Origin of the sequence: Deinococcus rhizophilus, from assembly GCF_030271215.1 — a bacterium.
GTDB classification, from domain to species: Bacteria; Deinococcota; Deinococci; order Deinococcales; family Deinococcaceae; genus Deinococcus; species Deinococcus rhizophilus.
In genome coordinates this window covers 1-24,221 of record NZ_JASNGB010000022.1, presented here as the reverse complement: position 1 = coordinate 24,221, position 24,221 = coordinate 1, and the positions used below count along the sequence as shown (strand labels likewise).

17 protein-coding genes are annotated in these 24,221 nt (G+C 64.1%); 15 read left to right on the top strand and 2 right to left on the bottom strand.

Translation table 11 applies throughout. The annotated features are described in order from the left end of the window. The 13 genes from QOL99_RS04565 to QOL99_RS04505 form a co-directional block, all read left to right on the top strand. Positions 1-236 (top strand): hypothetical protein (locus QOL99_RS04565; protein WP_285521823.1); only part of this gene is annotated, 236 nt, incomplete at its 5' end. Positions 237-291: 55 nt separating this feature from the next. After that, on the top strand, positions 292-684 hold the full coding sequence (locus tag QOL99_RS04560) for a hypothetical protein (protein WP_285521821.1): 393 nt from the start codon (positions 292-294) through the stop codon (positions 682-684). Next, complete coding sequence (locus QOL99_RS04555; RefSeq protein WP_285521819.1) at positions 665-1,105, top strand: hypothetical protein; 441 nt, start codon at positions 665-667, stop codon at positions 1,103-1,105. The genes QOL99_RS04560 and QOL99_RS04555 overlap by 20 nt, the downstream gene beginning before the upstream one ends. A 3-nt stretch (positions 1,106-1,108) precedes the next feature. Beyond that, the gene (locus QOL99_RS04550; protein WP_285521817.1) at positions 1,109-2,059 is read left to right on the top strand and encodes a helix-turn-helix transcriptional regulator; all 951 of its coding nucleotides are present in this window, start codon (positions 1,109-1,111) and stop codon (positions 2,057-2,059) included. A gap of 765 nt (positions 2,060-2,824) precedes the next feature. Continuing rightward, on the top strand, positions 2,825-5,878 hold the full coding sequence (gene dpdE / locus QOL99_RS04545) for a protein DpdE (protein ID WP_285521815.1): 3,054 nt from the start codon (positions 2,825-2,827) through the stop codon (positions 5,876-5,878). Then, the gene (gene dpdF / locus QOL99_RS04540; protein WP_285521813.1) at positions 5,875-8,391 is read left to right on the top strand and encodes a protein DpdF; all 2,517 of its coding nucleotides are present in this window, start codon (positions 5,875-5,877) and stop codon (positions 8,389-8,391) included. Before dpdE ends, dpdF begins: the two co-directional genes overlap by 4 nt. A 7-nt stretch (positions 8,392-8,398) precedes the next feature. After that, positions 8,399-9,172: a hypothetical protein gene (locus QOL99_RS04535; protein WP_285521811.1), complete on the top strand. Its 774-nt coding sequence runs from the start codon at positions 8,399-8,401 to the stop codon at positions 9,170-9,172. Further along, positions 9,169-12,195: a protein DpdH gene (dpdH, locus tag QOL99_RS04530; RefSeq protein ID WP_285521809.1), complete on the top strand. Its 3,027-nt coding sequence runs from the start codon at positions 9,169-9,171 to the stop codon at positions 12,193-12,195. The genes QOL99_RS04535 and dpdH overlap by 4 nt, the downstream gene beginning before the upstream one ends. Continuing rightward, positions 12,192-12,902, top strand: a complete 711-nt coding sequence (locus QOL99_RS04525; RefSeq protein WP_285521807.1) for a hypothetical protein — start codon at positions 12,192-12,194, stop codon at positions 12,900-12,902. The genes dpdH and QOL99_RS04525 overlap by 4 nt, the downstream gene beginning before the upstream one ends. 51 nt (positions 12,903-12,953) lie before the next feature. Next, positions 12,954-18,353 (top strand): DEAD/DEAH box helicase, encoded by a 5,400-nt coding sequence (locus QOL99_RS04520; RefSeq protein ID WP_285521805.1) that lies wholly within the window; start codon positions 12,954-12,956, stop codon positions 18,351-18,353. After that, complete coding sequence (locus tag QOL99_RS04515) at positions 18,350-19,159, top strand: phospholipase D-like domain-containing protein (protein WP_285521803.1); 810 nt, start codon at positions 18,350-18,352, stop codon at positions 19,157-19,159. Before QOL99_RS04520 ends, QOL99_RS04515 begins: the two co-directional genes overlap by 4 nt. Before the next feature lie 33 nt (positions 19,160-19,192). Further along, on the top strand, positions 19,193-21,253 hold the full coding sequence (locus QOL99_RS04510) for a 3'-5' exonuclease (RefSeq protein ID WP_285521801.1): 2,061 nt from the start codon (positions 19,193-19,195) through the stop codon (positions 21,251-21,253). Further along, entirely contained in the window at positions 21,247-21,876 is a 630-nt protein-coding gene (locus tag QOL99_RS04505) for a hypothetical protein (RefSeq protein WP_285521799.1), read from the top strand. The genes QOL99_RS04510 and QOL99_RS04505 overlap by 7 nt, the downstream gene beginning before the upstream one ends. Positions 21,877-22,755: 879 nt before the next feature. Here QOL99_RS04505 and QOL99_RS04500 read toward each other — a convergent pair. Then, positions 22,756-22,980 (bottom strand): hypothetical protein, encoded by a 225-nt coding sequence (locus tag QOL99_RS04500; protein ID WP_326522571.1) that lies wholly within the window; start codon positions 22,978-22,980, stop codon positions 22,756-22,758. Here QOL99_RS04500 and QOL99_RS04495 point away from each other — a divergent pair. Further along, positions 22,966-23,637, top strand: a complete 672-nt coding sequence (locus QOL99_RS04495) for a hypothetical protein (protein WP_285521828.1) — start codon at positions 22,966-22,968, stop codon at positions 23,635-23,637. The two genes, QOL99_RS04500 and QOL99_RS04495, sit on opposite strands and share 15 nt — an antisense overlap. Here QOL99_RS04495 and QOL99_RS04490 read toward each other — a convergent pair. Next, positions 23,622-23,837 (bottom strand): transposase, encoded by a 216-nt coding sequence (locus QOL99_RS04490; protein ID WP_407650140.1) that lies wholly within the window; start codon positions 23,835-23,837, stop codon positions 23,622-23,624. The genes QOL99_RS04495 and QOL99_RS04490 overlap by 16 nt on opposite strands. 81 nt (positions 23,838-23,918) lie before the next feature. Here QOL99_RS04490 and QOL99_RS17780 point away from each other — a divergent pair, with 81 nt between their 5' ends. Next, complete coding sequence (locus QOL99_RS17780; RefSeq protein ID WP_407650139.1) at positions 23,919-24,161, top strand: transposase; 243 nt, start codon at positions 23,919-23,921, stop codon at positions 24,159-24,161. Positions 24,162-24,221 lie beyond the last annotated feature (60 nt).

Here is a 24,221-nt window from a genome sequence, read left to right as displayed (position 1 = left end):
CCGCTGAACGCTACCGGGAACGCTTTGCGGGCAATCTGAGCTGGTCCGCCACCCAGCAGCGCCTGCGCCGGTTGCTGCGCCGGGCCCGTTTTCATGGCGTGAGACCCGGCCAGGCGAGGCTCTACGCCCTGGGCGACATGCGCTTTGTCGTGGAAGACGGTGTGCTGGTGACGGTCTACCGCCTGCACTACCGCGACGTGCCTCCCGTGGAGGACCTGTGGTGCCTGGCGAGCTGAGTGCGGGGCCGCAAATGTGCGGGCGTGGTCAGAGCGCACTGGATAGGGTAGGGGCGTGACCCGCTTGCTGCTGCATCACCCGGCGTCCAGCATCCTGCTGACGGGCCTGGGGGAGCGGTTTCATCCCGGGTTGTTGCCCGTCGTCCCCAACGTGCAGGCGGGCCGGGACGTGCGCGGGAGCTTGCGGGGCGCGGGCCGCGCCCTGACCCTGACCCAGTGGGCACGGGAGGCCCTGCAGGAATCCGGGTGGAGGCCCCTGCGCCCGGGCGAACGGGAAGCGTTTTTCCGGGATGCCGTGTCGAGTCTCGCCCTGGTGCAGGACACCGCTCGGCGGCTGGAAGCCCTGGAATTCGCCCGACCCCCTCCGCATCCGCCTGCCGCTTCTGTGCCTTTCGCGGCGTGTGCGACGCGGCCTTCAAGGAGACGTGATGACCGAACCGATGAGTGAAGTGACCCTCCCCGAAGTCGTTCCGACCCCCTACGTGGTCGCCATGCTGGACTTTCTCGCGGAAGAAGGCTTCCGGCCCCACCTGGACGATGATGGAGACGTCTATTTCAAGTACGAGGGCAGCACCTACCTGGTGATCACGGCCACCGACGAGCCGACGGTCCTGACCCTGGTGCTGCCGTACTTCTGGCCGATCGAAGACGCCGCCGAGCGGACCCGCGCCCTAGAAGCGGCGATGTTTGCCCACCGTCACGTCCGCATCGGGCGCGTGACCGTGCTGGAGGGCAATGTCTCGGCCAGCGTGAACGCCTACCTGCCCGATGAAACGAGCTTCCGCGCCGTCCTGCTCAGCAGCCTCGACGGGCTGAAGTACCTCTTCCTGAAGTTCCGCGAGCACATGCACGCCCAGCTGGAGAACTGACCCATGACCGCGACCACCAAGACCGAGCGCATCCTCGACCTGCTCGATTGCCTGGGCGAGGGCGAGTGCAGCGCCCGTGACCTGGTGCGCCGACTGGGCCTGCCGGAGAACCAGCTGCGCAGCGTGCAGCGGGACCTACGGACCCTGATCGACCGGGGCCTGCTGGAGGTGTCGCCCGCGGGCCGGTATCGCCGCCCTGTCCGCGTGACCAGCCTCAACCCGGTGGAGGCCCTGGCGGTGTACTCGGCGACGCGGATGCTCTACCACCACGCGGCGGAGTACAACGAGCATTACCTGCGGGCGATGGAGAAGCTCTCGCGACAGCTTCCCGAACGCGCCCGCCGGGTGGCCACCCTGGCGAGTGAGGCGTACCGCGGCAAACCCAATGGGGCGGGCTCCCGTACGTTCGAGCTGGCCGCGCAGGCCTGGTTGGAGGGCCGGGTGCTGCGCTTCGCGTACCACTCGCCTCAGCGGGTGACCCCGGTCGAGCTCGCGATCTACTTCATTGAGCTCAGTCCGCAGAACCGTCAGGCCTACGCGATCGGGGTCAATCGCCTCAGGGAAGGCGGGCGGCCCTTGGTCTACCGGCTCTCCCGGATGCGGGACGCCACCCTGCTGGCCGACGAATGCGAGATCCCGGAAGATTTCCATCCGCTGAAGTTCCTGTCGAATGCCTGGGGCATCATGCCGGGAGAGCCGGTGCGGGTCGAACTCTTCTTCTCTCTGCAAGTGCGCGAGCGAATAGGGGAGACCCCCCTTGGGCAGAACGCGGAAGTCCGGGTGCTGGCCAGCGGGCATACCCGCGTGGTCCTGACGGTGGGCGGCTGGAAGGAACTGATTCCCTGGGTGCTGGGCTGGGGCGGCGAGGTGGAGGTGCTGGAGCCGCCGGAGTTGCGAGAAGCGGTGGCGCGGGCACACGGGGCGGGGGCAGCAATGTACGGCTTGCAGGACTGACCTTCCGACTGACAGGTCCGGGGGGAGGGCCGCGTCATTTGAGAAACGGGAGAATCGACGAGTTATGAAACTGATCCGCAATCAAGGAGCCGATACCGTACTGAACGCGTGGCAGTCAGCCGTTGGCATTGTGTCCTCACAGAAGATGGCCCTCGCGACCCCACTCTCTCCTTAATCGGCCTTCACGAGGCCTGGCCCTGCACACACTGGGGCTGTTCGGGGGCGACGCTGACCGGAGTCGTCCGGGCCAACTAAACCTACCTCTCCTGGCACGGCAGTTCGCGCAGTGGCTTGAGGGGACAGAGGTGGGGTTTGCCACGGGCGCAGTACCGCAGAGCCTGATCGCCCTTACGGGCTAGGACGACGCCGCTGAATATTCTCCGAAGTACAACTAAGCCCGAGGACACGTAAAGTTGCGTGCCTGAGCTCGAGTTGCATGCTAACTTCACGACGTGTGGAAGTCTCACGCATCACGTGTCGAATGGGTGAAAAAACTATCTTCGCCGACCTATTGATGATGACCTTACCGCATGCTCTCCGGATCCTGGCAGGGCACTAATGCATAACTGTGCTCGTTTTTACTTCGCGCCCGATGACAGGTGACGATGTATCCGCCCGTGTTACTCCGCGACATTGGCCATTGCACCTCCGAGTCAATATAAGACTTACCAGTCGCATCGCTCTGATCTCACGTTAAAACCACACGCCTATCCATTCTCACAAGCGGCCCCGCCGCTTTGTCTTGACAGACAAAGGACGAATCCCATGTCCATTAGAGAAGGTCAACTGGCAGTCTGGACAACAAACCCAGACTATGGCCTCGCCAAAGTACACCAAGTCAACGGGCCCGTTAGCCGCATCAGTTATTTCGTCTCCATGGCTAAGCAACGGGTCTTTGAGGTGCCGACCAAGGAATTACGTGGGCAAGACCCCTGGCCCCAGAACCGCGTGTACGTGAACCAGGGTGACACATGGACCATGGGCCGGTTGACGGAATTGCGGGACACCATAGATGTGTACATCGTCCAGTTCCCAAACGGGGTCGAAAAGATCATCCCTGAATCGGACGTGTTTGTGCGCTCGAGCGGGGCAGTCGAGCCGATGGAAGTGCTGAAGTTACACGGTCATGAGACCCCCTTTTTCTTTGAACGCCGCTGGCCCCTAGTCAAGCATCTGTTGGCCCAACGGGCTGCAAGCGCTGGCATTCCGGCCCTGCTGTCGAGCGCCATTGATCTGCGCGATCATCAGGTTGAAGTGGTGCGTCAGGTGCTGCACGACCCGGTTCCGCGGTACCTCCTGGCAGACGAGGTGGGGCTGGGGAAAACCATTGAAGCCGGCATCATCATCCGGCAACTGCTGATTGATGAACCGGGCGCTACCGTCGCGGTGCTCGTTCCGCCGCACTTGGTCGATCAATGGACTGATGAATTGGACCGCCGGTTCCGTCTGCGTGATTTCCCTCAGGCCACCGTGCACGTCCTGGTGCACGGCACGCCGGACATCCCAGTGAGTAACCTGCTGGTGATTGATGAAGCGCACCACGTGGCGGGTGAAGCGTTCGGCCCACCCGCAGAGCAGCACCGGTACCGGGTCCTGGCTGCCGCGGCCACCCACACGCCCCGGGTGCTGCTGCTGTCGGCGACGCCTGCTTCCAGCAACCACCGGGCTTACCTCGGCATGCTGCACCTGCTGGATCCGAAGGTGTACGCCCTGAAGGACGAGGCGGCCTTTCACGCCCGTGTCCAGGCACAAGAAGCGCTGGGCAACGCCGCGTTTGCATTGCAACCCGACATGCCAGTCACGATGCTGGAGACAGTTTTCGATGACCTGCTGCGCCTGTTCCCGGCGGACCAGCGGGTCGCCGAGATGATTCAGGATCTGCGCGGCGGGTGCGCCAATGCCCCTTCGATGGTGTCGTCCCTCCGGGCGTACATCAGTGAAACGTACCGCCTTCACCGGCGGATGTTACGGCACCGCCGGGAAACCCACGCGGAGCATCTGGTACGTGGCCGAACGCTGGGCCCCAGCCTCTCCCTGCCCCTGACCGCCACCGCGGCCGCCTGGGATGCATTCGATGCGTGGCGCGAAGTGCTGGACCTGGAAACCGATCTGGGCGACAGATCCGCGGCTGTGCAGGCGCTGACGCAGGTGTGGTCGGCCGCCGTGATTGGTGTGCCCGAGTGGATCCAGGCCGTCCGGCAGCGCCTGGCCGTCCAGGGGCTGTCCAGTGGTGAGCGTGACGCCTTATCGGTGATGGCCGAGCGGTTAGAGCGCGTGGACGCCCCGGCCGTCGAACAGGAAGTCGCCCGCGCTGTTGCGCAGGCGGCCCGTCAGGCGAACGGGAAAACAGTGGTGTTTCTTAGCGGGCCCGCGGCCGCCGCGCGGCTTCTCACCGAACTCGAGCGGGTGCTCGGACCGCGCCGCGCTGCACTTGCGGCTCAGGGGCCGGCGACCGTGAAGTGGTTCCGGGAGCATCAAGACGCCCTGGTGCTGGTGGTGGATGAAGCCGGAGAAGAGGGGCTGAACCTGCAGTGCGCCGATCTGGTCGTGCACGTGGACTTGCCGTTGGACGCGCGCCGGCTTGAGCAGCGTCTGGGTCGCCTGGACCGCTATGGGCGGGGCAGCAAGATCGTGTCGCGTACCGTGCTCAGTGAGGCGTGGCCGGACGTGATCCGCCATCATGCGGACCTGCTCGGCGGGCCTCTGGACATCCACAACACGTCGGTGGCCAGCGTGCAGGTGCTGCTGGACAGCCTTCTGGACGAATTCGGTCTCGCGACCCTTGAGGGCGCCGCGTCGCAGCGGCGCTTGATGACCGACCTGCCCGCCAGACTCGAAGCGGAACTGGACCGGGTGCGGCAGACTGAGATGCTGGATGCCATGCAGTTGGACGGTTCGCAGGTGCTCGAAGCGCAGATGGAGGCGCTCCATGAAACTGAAGCGCAGGGCTTTGACCGATCCTTCACCCGTTGGGTCAAGAGCGCCCTGCAGTTCAAAACTGTGTATGACGATCACAGCGTCCAGTTCGCCTTTGACAAGAAGCGAACCCTGGTAAACTGGGAGCGAATCAAAGTGCTGCATCCTCTCCTGCAGCGGCCCAGTACGTTCTCCCGTCGGGACGCGCAGCGGTACGGTCTGGCATTGCTGCGGGCTGGTGAGCCCTTCGTGGACGCCATGACCGCATACATCAACTGGGATGACCGCGGGCGGAGCTACGCCTATTGGCGTCACGAACCAGGCTGGGCCGGAGACGACGTCATCACGTTTGCAATGCACTTCACAGTCTCCGGCAACTTGCAGGCACTCACGCGCCTGGCGCCGCGCGAGCACTTGGATGAAGCGAGCCTGGGCCGCCGCATGGACGGCCTGCTCGGGCCGACCACCTGGACGATCTACCTGGATCAGGATGGTCGCCCCGTCTCCCCGGAAGCTAAGGCGGCACTGGACCGTCCCTACGATGACGGCCACGGCGATTACAACCTGTCGGCTGAGCGGGTCTGGGTGCTGGATCAGTTGGCACCACGGGGCGTATGGCGGGCCATGTGTGACCATGTCTTCGCGACTGCCGACGCGCAACTGCGGGCCGACCCGGTGTTCACGAAGCTGCTCCAGGACGCCCACCGGTACGCCCAGACAATGATCGATGAACGACTCGGAATCCTGCGCAGTCGTCAGGCCGCCGGTCAACTCGACAGTGACACGCGTGACCTGAAGGTGGAGGAACTGGTGGCGCAGGCCCTTCTCGAGGGCATTGCTACGCCCGCCGTCACGCTGGACGCGGTGGGCACCGTGGTGCTCTCGGCGAGGAACCCCTTTTGAGCGGCGCCAGTGCGGCGTTCATGCGCCTGCAGAGCGCGCTGCTCCAGGGCGACTGGGAGCATGAGCAGTTTCAGGAACCCACGTACCGGCGTTGGGTCAGGGTGGCCGCTTCCGCGGCGCTCCGGGCCCGGCGCGGCCATCCCAGCAGCCTTGACTTGGCCTCCATGACACGTCAGGTTCTGCGGCACGAGGCACTGAACCAGGGCGGGGAGATTAGCCTGGTGGTGCCCGCCCCGGCCGAGGGCACGCCGTGGCCCACCCCGGCCCAGTGGGCGGCCTGCAGTGTCACCGCCGAAACTCATGGCTCCAATCACCTGCGCCTCCACGCCCGCCCCTGGACGCCGACCTACGCGGCTGGCACTGACCCCACGGCCGCCGCGACCGCCGAGCGCCGGCGGCGGCATCCTCACCGCATGCCGGCCGATCCACTCTTCACGGCCCTGAGTGGATTCGGTGAGTACAGCAGTGCCGGGCAGCAGCAGGCCATGCGTGCCCTCTGGTACGCCCTGCCGGGCGCCACGGTGCTGGCCGTCCTGCCCACCGGTACCGGGAAGAGTGCCGTCGCGCAGGTGCCAGCGCTGCAGATGGTTGGTGCTGGCCGCCTGACCGTGATGGTGATGCCCACGGTCGCGTTGGCTCTGGATCAGGAGCGCGCCCTGCGTCACTTCGCCACCCGGTCGGAGGTCGAATTACCGCCGCTCCTCGCGTACCACGGGGGCCTTTCCGTAGACGAGAAACGGGCGTTTCACGACCGGATCCGTGCGGGCCAGCAGGGCGTGCTGATCACCTCGCCTGAAGCGCTTGTCAGTGGCTTGTCTGGAGCCCTGTTCAAGGTCGCACAGACCGGTGGGCTGGGCCTGCTGGTAATTGACGAGGCGCACCTGGCGTCACAGTGGGGTAACGGCTTCCGCCCGGAGTTTCAGATTCTCGCGGGCCTGCGCCGCGCCCTGCTAGAGGCCAGCCCGGACGGACAGGCCTTCAAAACCCTGCTGCTGACCGCTACGCTCACCCGCAATGACCTTCAGGCGCTACGGGAACTGTTCGGCCAGCCTGGCACAATGGAAGTCATCGCGGCGGTGAAACTCCGGCCGGAAATCGAGTACTGGTCCGCCACCCTGCCCAGCGCAGAGGAGCGCCGGAGCGCCGTGATCGAGGCGGCCCTGCACGCCCCCAAACCTCTGGTGATCTACACCACCAGGGTGGTAGACGCGCAGCATGTATACGAAACCCTGAAAGCCGAGGGGCTGGACCGGGTGGGCCTGGTAACCGGGAAGAGTAGCCCGCAGGAACGCCGGCAGGCGGTGCAGGGTTGGCAGGACGCCACGCTCGACATCATGGTAGCCACCTCCGCGTTCGGTGTGGGGATCGACCAAGCGCACGTCCGTACGGTCATTCATGCCTGCGCGCCCGAGAGTATTGACCGGTACTACCAGGAAGTGGGGCGGGGCGGCCGGGACGGCCGGGCGTCCCTGGCCCTGGCCCTGGTGACGCCCAGTGACTGGATCGTGGCCGAAGGTCTTAAGAATGAGAGTGCCAAAAGCATCAGTATCGCCCGCGGCCTGGACCGGTGGCGGCGGATGTTCCAAGCGGCTCGGCCGATCTCGACCCACCTATATGCCGTGAATAACGCTCTGAATCCCGCAGACTTGCTGAACAGCACTCAGCGCAGCCGCAGTTGGAACCTGCACACCCTTAACCTCATGGCCCGCGCTGGTCTAATCCGCCTGAGTGACGCCCCCCCGCCTCAACGCGCTGCGGACGACAGCGACGAAGCGTTCCAGAAAGCCATTGAAGCGCACCAGCTCACCCAGTGGATTGAACTGCGCAGTGACCAACACCTGGACGCCTCGGCGTGGTACGCAGCGGTCGAGCCGGTCCGCGCCGCCCAACGCGACGAGGCTCAGCGCAGCTTGGATGTCCTCCGGTCCCTGCTGACGGGGCAGGTTGAAGCGTCGTCCGTGCTGGTGTCCGCCTACAGCGTGCACGGCCCCGGCGCCGACCCGGCGGACGCCATCTATCCTCAGCCGGCGTGTGGCGGCTGCGCCGTGTGCCGAGCTCAAGGCCAGGACGCCTGGGATGGGATCGATCCAGTACCAAACGTCAGGACGTGGCGCGCGCCCGCCGCCCACCTGACCCACTGGGTACGCCTGGGCCGGGTCACGGTCGCGGTCTGCGACGATTACTCGGCCCAGATGCAACTACTGACCGCTCTGGTCGACAAAGGCGTGTGCGTGGTGGTGGATCCAGAGGGCACGCTCAGCCGGGAAGCGCTCGAAGCGTTGCAAGGCCGTGCGCGTGCACCCCTGCTGCTCCATCAGAGTGCCGACTTGCTGTTTGCGCCGCCCCTGCCGACCGTATGCCTGGCGCCCCTCACCTCGACGGACCTTCCGGCTGCCTGGCTGAGCAGCGCGCCGCAGGAACGGGTAGTGCTGGCCGCCCCGCACCACACCACCGCCGGCGGTGAACCCCTTGATCTGTACGACATCCATTGGCGTTTTCACGCCCTGAACTGAGGTCTCCATGTCCATTCTGGTTAATCCGGACGCCTTTCCACAAGCCATCCGCGCCGTGTACGACCTGGCGAAACTGCTGCCAGGCACCCCGGAAGAATTCTCACGTCTGCTGGTGCCGCACAGTCACCTGCCTGAAGATGACCGGTACCGGGACGGCCGCGACATCCTCAAGAGTGCCCTAAGTGAAGCCAAGGCACTGGGCCTCATAGAAGACCGGGACGGCACCGTCACGGCCGCGCAGACCTTTCCGAACGACGGTGCGTACCTTCACGCCCTGTGCCGCGCCGTCCTGAGCCAGGAAGAGCGGTTCTGCCAGGCTGCACAGTGGTTTTTGGAGCAGGATGCTTACCGGGCGCCGGAAGCGAACTCCTTCGACGACTACCAGACGAGGGGACTAGGCATCATTGAGTTCATCCCCAACGGTACACAGTTTTCCAACTTTCAACGGTGGATGCGGTACCTGGGCCTGGCCCGCGACATAGGCGGCGCATGGATGCCGGACCCTACCCGCGCGCTGAACAACGGGTGGGCTGCCGTCACGACCACCGGTGAGTTTGCCGTGGCGGACGTGTACGCCCGGTGGCGTGAGGCGCTGCCGGCCCTCCCACCCGTGACGGACACCGTGATGCCGGGCAGTGTCAGTTCCGCCCTCAAGGCATTGACACGCGCAAAACGCTGCGTCCTGCTGTCACACGCCGACGCCGAAAAGTGGACCTTAACCCTCCCACACGGCGCGACGATGAACGTTTCCCACATCAAAGTGACGAAGGTGAAAGCGTGAGCGCCCCCCAGCCATTCCGCGAGATCGTCTGCTGGCAACCGCAAGCTCTGGAGGAGGTGTTAACCATCGTCGCGGCCCGCCCCAGTGACGCCGTGTTTCTGGCCACCCACCGCCCCGCCCAGATGACCCGCCGCGCGGGTGAGGGGGATCAGGGCGAAGTTGACTATGACGAGCAGGCCTTCCGCGATGAGTTTCTGAGTCCCGCACGGGCCAACCTGCTGGTGCCCGTCATCGGCTCGAGCGGTTCCGGTAAATCCCACCTGATCCGGTGGTTGGACACGCAGGTGGAACGAACCCCTGACCGGCATGTGGTGAACGTCCCCAAGCACAGCACCAACCTCCGGGACGTTATCACCCTGATCCTCAAAGAACTGCAGGGTGAGGTGTTCGACCAGTTCCGCGACCGTTTGGCTCGCGCCGCGGACGGGTTGACGGTCACCCAGGCCGTATGGGACCTGCGCAGCAACCTTGCGTACCTGATCGAGCACATGCCGCCCAGCACGGAGATCAAACGCGCCAACGGTACCGCGCTCACCGCGCAGGAACTCGACTTCTACCGCAGCAGTCTCCCCGCCTTCTTGCTGGAAGACGTCGTGCGCCGCGCGTTGGACGCCGACACCAGCGTCCTGACGCGACTGATCAAAGAAGCCCTGCACGGACGCAGCGAAGACAAAGACGCCGCGTTTGCCATTCAGGCGCATGATCTTCCCCTGACCCTTAGGGATGTCGCGGCGGCCGGCGCGAAAGTGAGGGGCCTGTACCAGCAACTCTCCACGAACGCGGGTGTGCGCGAGGCGGCCGTGGCGGTCATGAACCACTTCCTGGCGCCGGCCCTGCAGCGGCTGTACAACCTTAGTGGTGACGACCTGATGTCCCTAATGCGGGACGTGCGGCAGAGCCTCAAACGGCAACAGAAGACCTTGATTCTCCTGATCGAGGACTTCGCATTGCTGCAGGGTATCCAGCGTCCCCTGCTAGAAGCGCTGATCGACGATGATCAACGTGACCTCTGTGATATCCGAGTGGCGTTCGCTGTCACCACTGGTTACTTCAAGGACATGGAAACCGTCCGGACCCGGCTGAGCTTCGTCGTGGACCTGGACGTGAAACCCGGCAGTCAGAAAAAAACCAGAGACGTCCGGGAAACACTCACGGGCCTGTATCTCAATGCGGCCCGCCACGGCGACGCCGCCCTGCAGGCAAACCTGCACCACCTGCGCGCCGGCGCCACCGTCGACTCGGCCTGCACGGACTGCCCGTACCGGCCGGTCTGCCACTCGTCGTTCGGCAGTGTCGCCCTGGCTAACGTCAAAGGCACCGTTGGCCTGTATCCCCTGAATGCCAGTGCCCTGGACGTTGTCAACCGGCGGCATCAACCTGTGCCGGAACTGGTCAATCCACGTGAACTGCTGCGCGGGCTGCGGGAGACACTCGGGGAAGCGCAAGAGGGCCTGCCGGACTTCGAATTCCCAACCCGGCGTTTCCAGCAGGCGTACCTGCCGGGGGTCGAACCGCTCAGTGACGCCGATGTCGCGCGTTTGACCACCATCCCGGATGCCGCTCGCCGGAAGCAGGCGGAGGCGGTCGCCCGGATCTGGGGGGCTGGACAGCCCCAGTACGCGGCGCCCAGGGGAATTCACGACGCCCTCGGATACCCGTTCACGGGCAGCGGTGAGGCCTTTGTACCGCCTGAGCCTTCCCCAGAGGACATCGAAGTTCAGGATCCAGACGTGCAACCTACCGTGACAAAACGGACCCCACTGCAGTACTGGGCGGCCGGCGAGGTGTTGCCTCAGACGTCGGCGACGGAACTAAGAAATGAGGTGGTCGCTGCCGTCAACGACGCACTGGACTTTGAAGCGTTGAACTTGGACCTGGGCGCCTTGAAAGCGCGCGGCCTGTGGGGCAGCCACAGCAACGTGGAATTTGATGGTCAGGCCAACCCGACGCGCGGCACCGGGTTCAAGTTAAGGTTGCCTCTGCCCCGCCAGGACCGCGCGCAGGTGGCCCTGGCTCTGGGTGCCTACCGGCACTTCAAAAAGCATGGCGAGTGGCCCCGGGACCTGCCCGATGCGCCGTGGCAGGTGGCGGAGACTGTCGACGCCTGGGCGCAAGAAGTGCTGGCAGTCGTCGATCCCCGCCAACCGGGGCAAACCCCACTGCCGTTGGCGGCGGATCTGCTGTACTGGCAAGGCGTCGCGAGTGGCCTGCAAAAAGGAAGCGACACGCAGAAAGAATGGCTGGTGATGATGCTGCAACCCCCAGGGCAGCCTTCACTGGACGCGCCCGCCGGGTGGCGCAGGCAGTTGGAGCAGTGGCGCACCGCGCATGACCGCGCGCGTGACGAACTGCTGGTCTTCGCCGGAATTCGCAAGGGGACCGGGAAGGTCGCCATGGTGGACGCGGCCCGGGTGCTGGGCAGCATGAAACGGCGAGGCCGGCGCCTGGGCGGCGCGTTGCCTCCAGCGGCGTGGGATCCGAACGCGTTGGGCGACATGACCGCCAAACTGCTCGGTTCAGTGACGTCCGCCATCATGGAGGCGGCGCAAGAGGCGGCGCGGGTGACGGAGATGCTCGACACCCACCTCAACCAGGATGAAGATTTGAAAGTCACGCTTGAAGAGGTCAACAAAGCGCTGCAGGCGGCCGCGAAAGCCGGTGTGCTCGTCACAGAAACCAGATACGGTATGGAGCCGAACGAGACAATCAAACGGGTGACCAAGGAATTCAGTGAACTGCCTCTACCCTCCATTCGGCGCACGTGTGAGCGTCTGCTGAACGCGCAGACGCCGGAAGATCAACTTGACGCCGCCGCCAAGGTGCCCTGGGTGGACGCCCGCCGGGCCCGGGACGTCCTGCAGACCATCAACCGCACCCTCACCCAGAGCCTGCGGAAGGCGGAGCAGGCGGAAACGATCGGCAAACTGCAGGGTGACGCCGGCAGCCTGGCGCGCGAGGTAATCGGCGAACTAGACGAGGTATTCCATGTCCTGCAAGCCCTCAAGCGGGAGGTGAACTCATGATTCGCGACCTGGCGATCACCCTGGAGCGACGGGCTGAGTTTGTGCACGCCCTGAAAGATGAAACCGAGACTGTTGAGCAACTCACGACCCGTAAGACCCGTCTGCGGGACGCTGTCAAGGCTTTGAATGCCGGGCTGCAGACCTGGCATCTGCTCGTGCAGGCGGGCATCGTCCAGTCGGAGCAGCCCAGGTCACTCCCGGGAACCCTCAAGCAACTGGATAAAGTCCGGAATCTCGCCCGGCAGAATCACCTGAGTCTGCTGGACAACGATGTACACGTGGCCTTGAAGAACTTGAAAAACCTGACCGATGAGGTGGCGCTTGATGGTCAGCGGCTCTGGCAGGAACACCTGGACGCCCTGAAGCCACCTGTGCCGGACGCCCTGCTGGACGTCCTAGAACGTCACCCCGAATGGACCGGACGGATCAGGCAGTGGCGCACGCTGAACAAAGAGCACGCCCGCATGCGGGCCCCGCAACCGGTCACGCCCACTCTCATCGCTCAAGCGCAGACCCTGGCCGAGCAGTACGCCAGTCTGCGTCGCGCCATGGTCGAACTGGACTTGCCAGCCGCGGTGCTGGAGTTCTTCGAGTGCACCGGTGACGGCCGCGCCACCCTGGCAGACCTCACGCCCGACATCCTCGAATGGCTGCGATTGCACAAGTTGCTTTCCGCGTTTTCCGTGCGTCTAAGGCCGTCCCTATGATGACCTGACCGCCTCCACTGTTATTTCTCTCACCCGCTCCTCCATCAGGGCGTGCAGCGCATCAACCTCCACGCCCTTCACCGAAAGGGAACGCTCATGCTCAGTGAACAACTCCGCCTCCAAATTCGTGAGGCTCTCCGCAGTGACCGATACCGCCGCGTGCCCGCGTGGCGCCTCGCCAAATCGATCCGGGTCAGTGAGGCCATGCTGAAAAGCGAACTCGCTGCCGACCCGACGTTCGAGATCTATACGCAAGCCAAAAAGGACGGGGGCACCTACGAGTGCGTCCGGTTCCGCCTGTTGCAGGTGATTCACGCCCTGCCGATGAGCCGGCGGGACCTCGGGTACACGTACGGTCAAGACGCGGTTACTGAGGCGGTTCTGGCCTTGCATGCCCAGAACGCCCTCCATGAGGTGGACGGTGAACTGCGCGCCGGGCCAGGGACGGCGCCTGGTGCCGCGCCTGCCGGCGGGGCAGGCGCGGCACCCTGGGATGAGATTCCGCCCCCCGACGAAGGACCGGCCGGAACCGCGGCGGTCACGCCCGAAATGCTTCAGGTGCTCAACGCACTGGAAAACATTGAGCAGCGCCGGATCAATTTCGGTCTGTACGAGACGTTCACCACGACGGAAGAAATCGCCGCCGAGCTCAAAGGCGTGCGGGGGGACGCCTTGGTCAAGCAGGACCTGAAGCGTCTCATGGCGGCTCGTTTGGTTATGGAACCTCGCCCAAATCTCTACCGGTCTCGTATTTCCGAGATTGTGCGCCTCCTAAAAAATGTCAAGCGCCGCTTCAAAGCGGATGACGCGACCACCGCGCCGCATCTCGTGCAGAGCGTGCGGGTTCATTTCCAGGATCGACGTCGACTTCGGCGGGAGCATGACCTGCGTGAGACGTTCGAGTCGCTCCTTACTGAACATCAGGAGCGGGAAACCCGCCGGGCGGTACGGTTCATGCAGTCCACGTTCGCGGACACGTTGAACTTCAAAGACGTCACCCGTGTGCAGGCGAGCGCCGTACGTGAGGTTGGGCAGGCATACCTCCGCCGGGAAGGGGGGGCTTTTGTCATCACTGGAAACACCGGCAGTGGCAAGACCGAGGCGGCTCTGCTGCCTTTACTGCTGGGCCTGCTCAAGGAGCGTCAGGTGGACGAGACCCCCGGCGTGAAAGTCATTCTGGTTTATCCCCGTCAGAACCTGGCCAAGAACCAACTGGAACGCGTCTGCCGGTATGTCGCGGCGCTTAATCAGACGCTGGAGGATTCCGGCCGTGCCATTGAACCGCTCAGTGTAGGTATGGTGTTTGGTGACACGCCCAGAAATGACGGCACCCTCACCGGCACGCAAAAGGACGACAACCGCCGGCCCTGGGAGCGGCTGAATGACGGGTACAAGGTGCCGTACTTCACTGCGCCAGACGGCGCGCCGGTCCTAGCGTCTGCACCGGTGAGCGGCACCTGCACCCTCACGTCCTCAGGGGGACCTGCTGAAGGTCACTGGCGGCTCACGACATTCCGGGCCACGCGGGAAGCCATTCAGCGTACCCCACCGGACATCTTGATCATCACGACGGAAATGCTCAACCGCTGGTTGCAAGATCCCCAGGCCAACGGCGTGTTTGGCCTGGCACCTAAGTCAGCGCCGACCGCCAAACGCACGGCACCTCGCGCCATCGTGCTGGATGAAATTCACCTGTATAACGGCATTCACGGTTCGCAGATCGCGTCACTTTTGCGACGGTATCAGCACCGCCTTGATCAGGCGATGTTCGCTGCCCGCCGTGACCTGCCGGTTAGTCAGCAGTGGACCAAGCCGCTCATCCTCGGAATGAGCGCCACCATCGGCCAACCTGCCCAGTTCCTGGCGGACTTGACGGGCCTCTACCCCAACCGGGTGCGGGCACTCGTGCCCACCGAAGAGGACCTCGATCCGGCTCAGGGCCGCGAGTACTTCCTGTTTATCCGGCCGGAGTCCTACTCGCGTGGATACCGGGTCGGGGACGCGTCGGCGGCCATCCAGACCATCATGACCATCGCGCATAATATGCCGCGGCGCGCTGAGACTGGACGTGATCCGGCCAAACACCGCAGCCTGGTCTTTCAAGACAGCATCTCCAAACTGAAGAAACTCACCGTGGAGTTCAAAGACGCCGAGACGCGGCAAGGACTCGCGCGGTTTCGCCTGACCCGTCCCACGGGGAACATCTTTGACAGTGCCGCATTTCAGGACGGCGAGTACTGGTACTTTGAAGGCCAAGACGCGCTGCAGTACGGTCAAAACCGGCCGCAGCCCGGCGCGCCGCCCAGGGCCCTCACGTCCGACGCCCGCCCAGTGTACAGCGGTCTCACAAACAGTCAGGCGCTGGATCAGGACATCGTGTTCGCCACGACCAGCCTGGAAGTCGGCTACGACGATCCCAGCATTCAATTCGTGCTGCAACATCACGCTCCCACCAACACGGCGTCATTCGTGCAGAAAAAGGGGCGGGCCGGACGTGCTCTGCAAGATCGCCCGATCACGGCACTGACCCTGTCTAAAAGCAGTTTCCGCGACGCGTTCTACTACCAGAACCCAGAGTTGCTCACCGAACCGGACGATTATCAGCCTGCCCTGAACCCGGACAATGACTTTGTGCAGCGCTACCACGCGGTGGCGTTGTTCTTTGACGAACTGACCCGGACAACCCGCAAGGACCGCAGGCGGGGTCAGGCGGGGCAAAGCCTGGACGAGCACCTTGCGGCAGTCCGGTCGCAACTCACGGAAATGGACGCAAAGGGCGCGTTGACGCGGGCGTACAAGCGCATCACCTCCGAGAGCCTGCGCCGGCAACCACAGCACGCGACCTGGCAGGCCACCTGGGAGTGGTTCGAACAGCAACTGCGGGAGCCTGAAGTGGCGAGCCGGTACAAGTCAGACGACGCGTCGGACCTGATGCGCCTGTGCCCAGTGTTTCCCGATAACCTGTTCAGCAGCGTCAATCTGCCAATCGTGCAGGTCACCGCCCCGAAACAGTCCGGCTCGGACGACATGGACTTCACATCCGAAGACGTCGCCTTAACTTTCACGGAATTCGCGGTCGGCCGGGTCTCGCGCCGGTACGGGCGCCAGCACCAGTTGCACTGGCGGAATTTTATGAAAGTCGAGCCTCGCGGAGCGTCCAAGCACGCCGTGGCGATGGAACGCTACCTGACTAAACGCCCTGGGAAGCCCGCCGGTCCCTTCAACACGAACCTGATCCGGGACCTGAGCGACCCAGCCCTTCTAGGGCCCACCTACGATCTGCAGTTTCCGATGAACGTCATGCGCGTGCACGGGGAGCAACCCAAGGCCTTCTACCGCCTGCGGTACTTGCAACTGTACAGTTTCGGCACCCTGAACAGCCGTGACCCCCGGTCGGTGGGCGCCGACTGGTGCTGGCTGGGCCGCAAGAACCCCGACGGCACCGTGAACGTCACGTATGTACCCTCGGCGGAGGACCGGAAAACCAAGTTCGGGGAGGGGTGGCGTCACGTCTCCCCGGACAGCAACAGCGTGCCCTTGTCGTTCAGTGTGGTGCGGCCTCTCACGGGGACCGGTGGCCAGGCACTGCCTCCCCGCGCCACTGCGGTTCTGCCCCCACTGTTCGGGAGGCTGCTGCGGCCCCTGGAGTACTACTACGGTGATCTCAACGGCGAACGGTCCCGCCTGTGTGCGTGGGAGATTCACTACGGCGCGGAAACCACGACCGTGCTGGTCGCTCGCGGCCAGCAGGACGAGCATGCCGGTCGCGGCCACAACGTCGTGCGGTACATCAACGACAAGGACAGAACGTCACTGCTGTACGGCTACGACCTCACGACCGAGGGGATGCGCCTGCCGTACGACCAGGAGGTCCTGACCGGGCTCGTGGAGACGCTCGTGCAGGAGATGCAGGAGCACGAGGAACGCCGGCGTCATCTGCAAGATCAGTTCCTGCGGTATCTACTCAAAAGCGTGCCTTGGGGCGGAGGAGAGGAGGGCCTCAACGTCTTCGAGCAGCGCCAAATGGCGGACATTCTCTGCACGATGCGCGCGGCGGGCCGGGCGGCGTATCCCGACCGCGAGTCGTTCCTGGGGGCCCTGCAGAGCGACGCGGAGTTTGACAGTCTGATCGGCGCCGCCCGGTCGTACTGGCGGGACCACCGGACTCTCAATGAGGAGTTCGTCGCCCGGGCCCGCCAGACCTTCAAGGATCCCGTGACCATCGACGCGGTCAACGAGGCTCTGTACAAGGTTGGGGTCAGTGCCCACATCAAGCGGTTTTTGCAGGACACTGTGCGGCACAGCCTCAAGCACGCGGCCCGAAACATGTTCAGCCTGCAGGGCAGCACGGACCCCAATCAGGTGGGCTCCAGCACCAAACTGCACCTCACCCACGGGCGAGACCCGGATGACACGGCTCTGTACGTGTATGAGCGGAACCAGGACGGTGCCGGCGGCACGCGGGCCGCTGCACGGACACTGGCGCCCGAAGTGGACGCGACCGGGCCAGACGCCCTGATCGGATTGCGCATCAAAGAGTGGTGGCGGTTCACCCTCGAGTGCCCCATCCACCAGGAGGAGGCCCTGATCAAGGCCGTGCTCGATGCCGAAGGCACCCATCCGCACCGCCGCGCCAACGTGGTCGACGCCGTTCACGCCACCCTGGCGCGGCCCATCCATGACCGCGACGACGCAGCGCTGCGTGCCGCTCTGATCCACGCGACCGATCACACCCTGGATGAGCAGAGCCCAGATCTGTCGAGCCTGGCCACTCATCTGCTCACTGATGTCCGGGTAATGGGGCAGGATTTCCGGCGGGTGGATCTCCTGTGCGAACTGTTGGATCTTGAACGGGCCCTGAGTGTCGCTTTCGGGCGCACTCCACTGCCTGCAGAACTCGCCGGGCACGCCCTCTCCGAACTGGACGCTGGCGCCGACCTGCCTACCCTGCGCGGCCTGCTGCAGGTGTACCGCGATCACTTCGCAGCCCTGCAACTGCCAACCGCCGCCGAGGGGGAGGACGCCGCCGTGAGTGATGACGCCGACGGTGGCGGCGAAGACGGCGCGGCCAACCCGGATGACCGGTTCCTGGCACAAGTAGAATCCCTGTCGGTCAGCACCTGCGTGGACGCATGCCCGGCGTGCCTGGCCAGTGGCTGTGACCTGGGGCCGATTGATGTCATGCGCCACAACGTCTCGCGAGCGTGGCTCAAACGCGCCCATCAGGTGCTGACGCGGGCGTTCACGCTCGCGCCTCACGAGCAGACCATTCAGCGGGTGCTGGACGTCGCGGCCGCATCGGGAGGGTTCGTGATGTTCGAGCATCACGGGCAGGTTCCCGCGGCGTTCCAGCGCGAACTGAGACAGCATGGCTTTCAACAGTACGGACGCCTGTACGATCCGCAGCACCTGCTCTACCGGAGCATGATTTACCGGGCAGGCGGCGCATGAAAATCCATCTGAGTACCCCGAAAGATCACCTCAAACGCCTGGTGCGCGACCTGCTGCTGCAGGCCCTGGAGTCTGAGCCTGGAGAGGTGTGGCTCGTGACGCCCTGGCTCAAGGACGTCGAATTCGACCTGCAAGGGGCCGGCGTGCAGCGCAGCGTCCTAGGGACAACCGCGCCGAGCATTGGACTGCTGAGCCTGCTGGAACGCCTGGCGCACCGGCACGACGTGACCCTGATCGTCAAACCTCCCCACGAACTGGTGGATCTCAACGTCCTGAGGGACCTGCATGACTCCCTGCTCCTGCGCGAGCGACTGCGCGACCCCGATGATTTCGAAGATGCCCACCTGCAGTCGACACTGTTCGCGGAGCGGCAGCAGTTGATAGATCAGCAACGCCGCGCGTTCCTCAATCATGCCGACACTGTCCTGAACGGTGAACGCGTGGCTGCGGCGGGCGTGCGCGTGGCGTACTGCGCCAACCTGCACGCCAAACTGCTTTGGCTGCCCAACGGGGGTCTGTTCGGCAGCGCCAACTTCACGAACGGCGGCCTAAGCTTCAACGCTGAACTCATGGCCGAAGTTCTGAGTGACGAGGACATCGGGGCCCTGCGGGCTGCCGCGCACGGCCTCCTGGCGGGCAGTCTGGACCGTCAGGCGTACTTGCTGACCGACCCAAGCGCCGTCCCACACCGGTCCCGGATGCCCCTGGAGACCTTCAGTCACCTCGCCCATTCCCCGCTGGTGCAAGCCGTACCTGGCATCACTCCGATTCTGGAAGTGTTTGGCGACCTGTACACACCCCGCTGACCACCCCCACGGGCCCCAAAAGGGAGGATCTCCATGCAGTACACCGTATCCACACGCTTTCTGGCGGATCTGCGCAGTCCCCCGGTCGAACCTCTTCAGAAGACGATTCTGAACACCATCCGCAAACTTGCCTTCACGCCGGAAGCCAGTGGCCTGCAGGTGCGCCGACTGCAGTTCAGTGACGCCTGGTACTGCCGGGTCAACGACAACTGGCGGATGGTGTTCCGCTGGGGCGAGCGGCGCCGTCCGATCCTGCTGCGCGTCGTGCCACACAAGATCTTCGATCACCTCAGTGAACAGGACCTCACGATTCACGCGCTGCACGACCTAAACGTTGACGCAGACCCGACAGACGCCAGCAGGACTCAGGTGACCTTCGAACGCCCAGCCCACTGGGGCGGGGTCCGCACCGGTACCCCCCCTCTGGCGGGCTTCACCACTCATCAGTTGCGGCTCCTGGGCGTCCCGGCCGGACTGGCCCGGACGCTGCGTGACGCGCCAACCCTCGATGACGTCCTAGCCGTTCCCGGCTTGCCGGATACCACCCGGACCTGGCTGGAAGCGTTGGCCACCGATCCCAACGAGCCGCTCAGCGATCCTTTCCGGGTGTTCAAGGAAGCCACCCTCGAGCAACTTGAGGATTTTGCGTCCGGGCACCTGCGCGACCTACTGCTCAAACTCACCGACGATCAGGTCCTGCATGTGCGGCGCCCCTTCACTGGCGCGATGCTGCTCAAAGGCGTGGCCGGCAGTGGGAAAACCACCGTTGGACTGCACCGGGCCCTGCAATTGTCCCAGGCTGGACGCCGCGTGTTGTTTCTGACGTTCAACCCAGTCCTAAAGGCCGTCACCCAGAGCCTTATGGCGGGCATGGTCGAGACCCTGCCCGCCACGCTCCAAGTCATGGACTACCGCACCTGGGTGCTCGACCAGGCCGCGGCCGCCGGGCGCGGCGCCATGCCCATCTCACGTGACGAAGCCCTGCAGCTCATGGAGGACGTGCTGCCCACCGTGCGCGCATCCAACGCGTCTGCCGTACTGAAGCGCCCCTCGAGTTTCTTTGTGGATGAAGTGGAACGGGTCATCAAAGGCTTCGGGTTGATCGGGCTCGATGATTACCTCACCACGCCCCGCTACGGCCGGAAGACCGCGCTCAGCGCCCTCGCCCGAACGGCCGTGTGGCAGGTGGTTGACGCCTACAACGCCCGCCTGCGCGCCGCCGGGCAGTTGGACTGGGGCGACGTCGTCATGCACGTGTACCACCACCTGCTCAGTCAGCCCACGGACACAGTCGATGACGTCATCATCGACGAAGCGCAAGATCTCACCCCGATTGACCTGCGAACGCTGCAGCGCCTCACCCGCGGACCAAGCAGTGAACACAAAAGCGTCCTGGTGCTGGGAGACGCCGCCCAAACCCTCTACTCCCGAGGCTTCTCCTGGCGTCAGGTGGGACTCGACCTGCGGGGCCGTTCGTTCGCGCTCCACATCAATCACCGCAACACCCGCGAAATCGTCCATACCGCCAGTGAATTGGTCAGCCGCAACACCCACCTCAAAGAGCACGGTGAACTGCTGCCTATGACGGCCGTCGCGCGCAGTGGACCCAAACCCATCCTGATGCTCTTCGAAACCGCACACGCCCAACGCGCGTTCGTGATTGAGGAAATCACCCGGTTCCGTGAGGAGAATCTCCTGCGCCTCCATGACATCGCCATTGTGGCCGGCCATGATGAGGTCGCCCGGGAGTACGCGCACGCCACTGCTCAGCGCGGCATTCCAGTGGACCGGTGGGACGAACACGATCCCGACGTCGACGTGTTGCGTGAAAGTGTCAAAGTCATGACCATTCAGACCGCCAAAGGCCTTGAGTTTCCGGTCGTGTTTCTTGTTGGTCTCACCAGTGACCTGAGCCCCAGTCCGTCCACCACAAAGGAAACGGACGAACGGGATATCCTTATCGAGCGGAGTCGGATGTTCCTGTACGTCGGCCTGACCCGCAGTGCAGACCTCCTGTACGTGCTGGCTGAACAGAACAACGCCACCCCTTTCCTGAACGAACTCGACGCCGTCGATCTGAGAACGCCATGTTGACCACCGCGCAGTTGGCCGCCCGCGTGCAGATGGCCTCCCTGCCCGAAGGGGAATACAACCTCACGCATCCCCATCTGGGCCGCCTGAACCTCGCCTATCCAGAAGTGCGCGTCGGCCTTCGCCTCGCCGACCGTCCCCACCGTGACCCTCTCGTGGAGGCGAACTGGATCATCATCGAATGCCAAACTGATTCCCTCGATCTCCGGCGCGGACTGCTGGCCTTGGCCGAAGCTTACCAATGGCGCAGCGAGCAAGAAGACCCACCGCACACGCCGGTCCAGCACGACGCACCCATTGAGGAAAACGTCAGCCTCGAAGGCGATACGGCCCCTGTACCGGCAGACGCCTCCCCGACACATGAGTCCCCTGGAGATCAGGTTCTGTCCACCACCATCGGTACGGCTCAGCCCATCTCACCGGATCTGGAAGAGGTGCTGATTCAGTATCTAGGTGCGCAGCTATTGCGCTCGTTGAGACACGCGCCAGACGACCTGGCCCCCTGGTGGGCAACGGTCAGTCAGAGTCCGGCGATGCTGTCTGCTATCGCCCGGGCCCATCGACTCATCATTGACCAGGAGGCGCCTCGCAAGGGTTGTGGCAAGTTGTTGACTTCGAGGGAGTAGAAGGACCTGGGGAAGATGGGTAGCCTGAACTTCAGGCTGCCTGCCTCACGGTTTCTTGCCACGTTTTGAAGGCGGCCTGTTGGTGAACAGCTGCTCTCGCGTTGGAACGTGGAGTGCACCTTCAGCGCCCTGAAGTCGCGTGGTCTGGGGCTGGAAGAGACTCACATGGTGAAAGCCGCTCGATCCAAGCGGCTATTCGGGCTGCTGACCCTGGCCCTCGTCTGGATGATCCGGGTGGGCGCTTGGCGGTCGGAGACACGACCGATTCCCGTTAAAAAACATGGCCGTAAGGTCATAGGAGTAGTTCAGTACGGCTGGGACCTCTTAGCAAATGCCTTGCGGTGGTCAGCCAGCGTGTTGCAGACGTACCTGAGCCTCCTGGCCATCCCTTTCCCCGCGCCAGAGGCGGCTGGCACTCGAGTTGTCAGGTACTGGGAATTAGTCCATTAGGACGTGGCCGCCGCCGACCTCACCCAGGAATATCGCGAAGCCAGCTTCGCAGTACTTGCCATCGGCGGGCCGGTGCCCCACCTGTCCCAGGGGAGACAGTGGAGGTCCTGGTGTCCGGCAGCCGCTAGGCTGCCGGGACACTGCCGGTCCATGCCTTCGGGATCGGTCACCCCGATCGCGTCGCCCGGGCGTGGACGGCGTAGACTACAGTTCCTACGTGCGGTTCGCGGCGAACGGCCGACTGTACACTGCCCTCAGCACCCGTCTCCCGGACCTCACCTCCCACGAGCGGTTGCACTTGGCCCTGTGCAGCCTCGCGGCTGCCACAGGCAGCAGGGTTACCCTCTTCGCCGCCCGTTTTACATCCTGTCCACCCAGGCCCTGCTGCAAGAACCCCACCGAGGGGCCCAGCCTGGGAAGTGCGGAAGGCTAGCTTGCGTCTGGAGTTACATAATGGGCAGTCACCATCGTATGGATTCCACCCCGCACCCCGTAGTCGCAAGTGGCGGTGAGCCGCTCAGGATCCAGTAACCACACCAGGTCCGCCAGCACCCGCCGCGTGGCGTGCTCGAGATAGATGCCCACGAAACGGCAGCTTGTGAGGTAGGGCGTGTTCCCACGAGGCGATAAGCTGCCGTCGTGGCGCGCTCCTATCCCTTCTGGCAGCTCCTTGGTGCGCTTGATGCAAACCCTGAGCTTGACGTGACGTGGGATCCTGCGCTGTACGACGAGCCGGAAGCAGGGCAGTACTGGGCGTACGTGTACGCAGGCGATCGACGTGTGGCGAAGCTCAGCAACGCACAACCCATTGCTTTCGTGGTACTCACCGCACCACCCATCGTGCACGCCCTTCTCGCCCAACAGCAGATCAAGGTTGTTCGCGTCGTTGACCTTGAGCACCCCACGACGGACGTCACACGCTTTCTCCAGCGTGCCCTTGAACAGAAGCACAACTGGAGTCCTCAAGATTTCGACCGACTCGAACACGGCCTGCAAGAGCTGAACTTACATCGCGACTGGGACGACAACGAGTACGTCATCATCACTTCCAACGAACAGGGGCAGATCGTCGCGGTCGAACACCTCTACCTCCCGTTCGCGCTGACCTTCAAGATCACCCCAATTGCCTTCACCGCCCTCCTGCAAGAGCTACAGCAGCACGTTCTGACCATCGAGGACTGGGCAACCCCCAACCTCTCTATCAACGCGGCTGCCGCACCCGACCTGATTGAACGGCTTCCCCTCTTCGGCGTAGACGAGGGCGACTTGGAGGCATTTTCAGCAGAGCTTCTGACCTATTGGATGCGCTGATCCCAAGGATTACGCAGCCACAACACGGCACAGCCAAGTGTCCACCAGGCTTGGCACACCGACTGCTGCTTGTCGAATCGTGTAGCGAGCCTTCGGAAGCCTTTAAGCCAGCCAATGGTGCGCTCAACTCGGTTGCGCTCGCGATACACTTCGCGGTCGTACCGTGCTGGTCGGTGCTGATCGCGCTTGGGTGGAATCACCGGACGAATCGGTAATGCTCCAGGAAATCCTTCCAAAATCACCTGCCCACTTGCGAGGGTCGGGCACTCTGGAGGGGAACCATGGGACAGCAACGGAAAAATTGGCCGACGGACACCAAGGAGCACCTCGTCCTGGCAGTGCGAGGGGGCCAGCTCAGCGTGGCGGAAGCTGCGCGACAGCACGGCGTCAACGAGAGCCTGATTCACACGTGGAAGGCACAGTTCCGGGAGGCAGGCCGTGCCCGCGTCTTGAGCAGAACGGCACCCGTATGGGGCCTGCCCGCCTCGCTGGTGACCGGCAGGGGGACCGTCAAACCGAGCTAGAACGCGAGAACGAATGCCTGAAAGTCCTGGTTGGCGAGAAGGAGCTCGCGCTCCAGATTG

Coding starts and splice junctions, on each gene's coding strand:
- QOL99_RS04535 (WP_285521811.1), top strand. CDS start 8,399: ATGTCCATTCTGGTTAATCCGGACGCCTTTCCACAAGCCATCCGCGCC.
- dpdE (WP_285521815.1), top strand. CDS start 2,825: ATGTCCATTAGAGAAGGTCAACTGGCAGTCTGGACAACAAACCCAGAC.
- QOL99_RS04525 (WP_285521807.1), top strand. CDS start 12,192: ATGATTCGCGACCTGGCGATCACCCTGGAGCGACGGGCTGAGTTTGTG.
- QOL99_RS17780 (WP_407650139.1), top strand. CDS start 23,919: ATGGGACAGCAACGGAAAAATTGGCCGACGGACACCAAGGAGCACCTC.
- QOL99_RS04505 (WP_285521799.1), top strand. CDS start 21,247: ATGTTGACCACCGCGCAGTTGGCCGCCCGCGTGCAGATGGCCTCCCTG.
- QOL99_RS04555 (WP_285521819.1), top strand. CDS start 665: ATGACCGAACCGATGAGTGAAGTGACCCTCCCCGAAGTCGTTCCGACC.
- QOL99_RS04510 (WP_285521801.1), top strand. CDS start 19,193: ATGCAGTACACCGTATCCACACGCTTTCTGGCGGATCTGCGCAGTCCC.
- QOL99_RS04515 (WP_285521803.1), top strand. CDS start 18,350: ATGAAAATCCATCTGAGTACCCCGAAAGATCACCTCAAACGCCTGGTG.
- QOL99_RS04550 (WP_285521817.1), top strand. CDS start 1,109: ATGACCGCGACCACCAAGACCGAGCGCATCCTCGACCTGCTCGATTGC.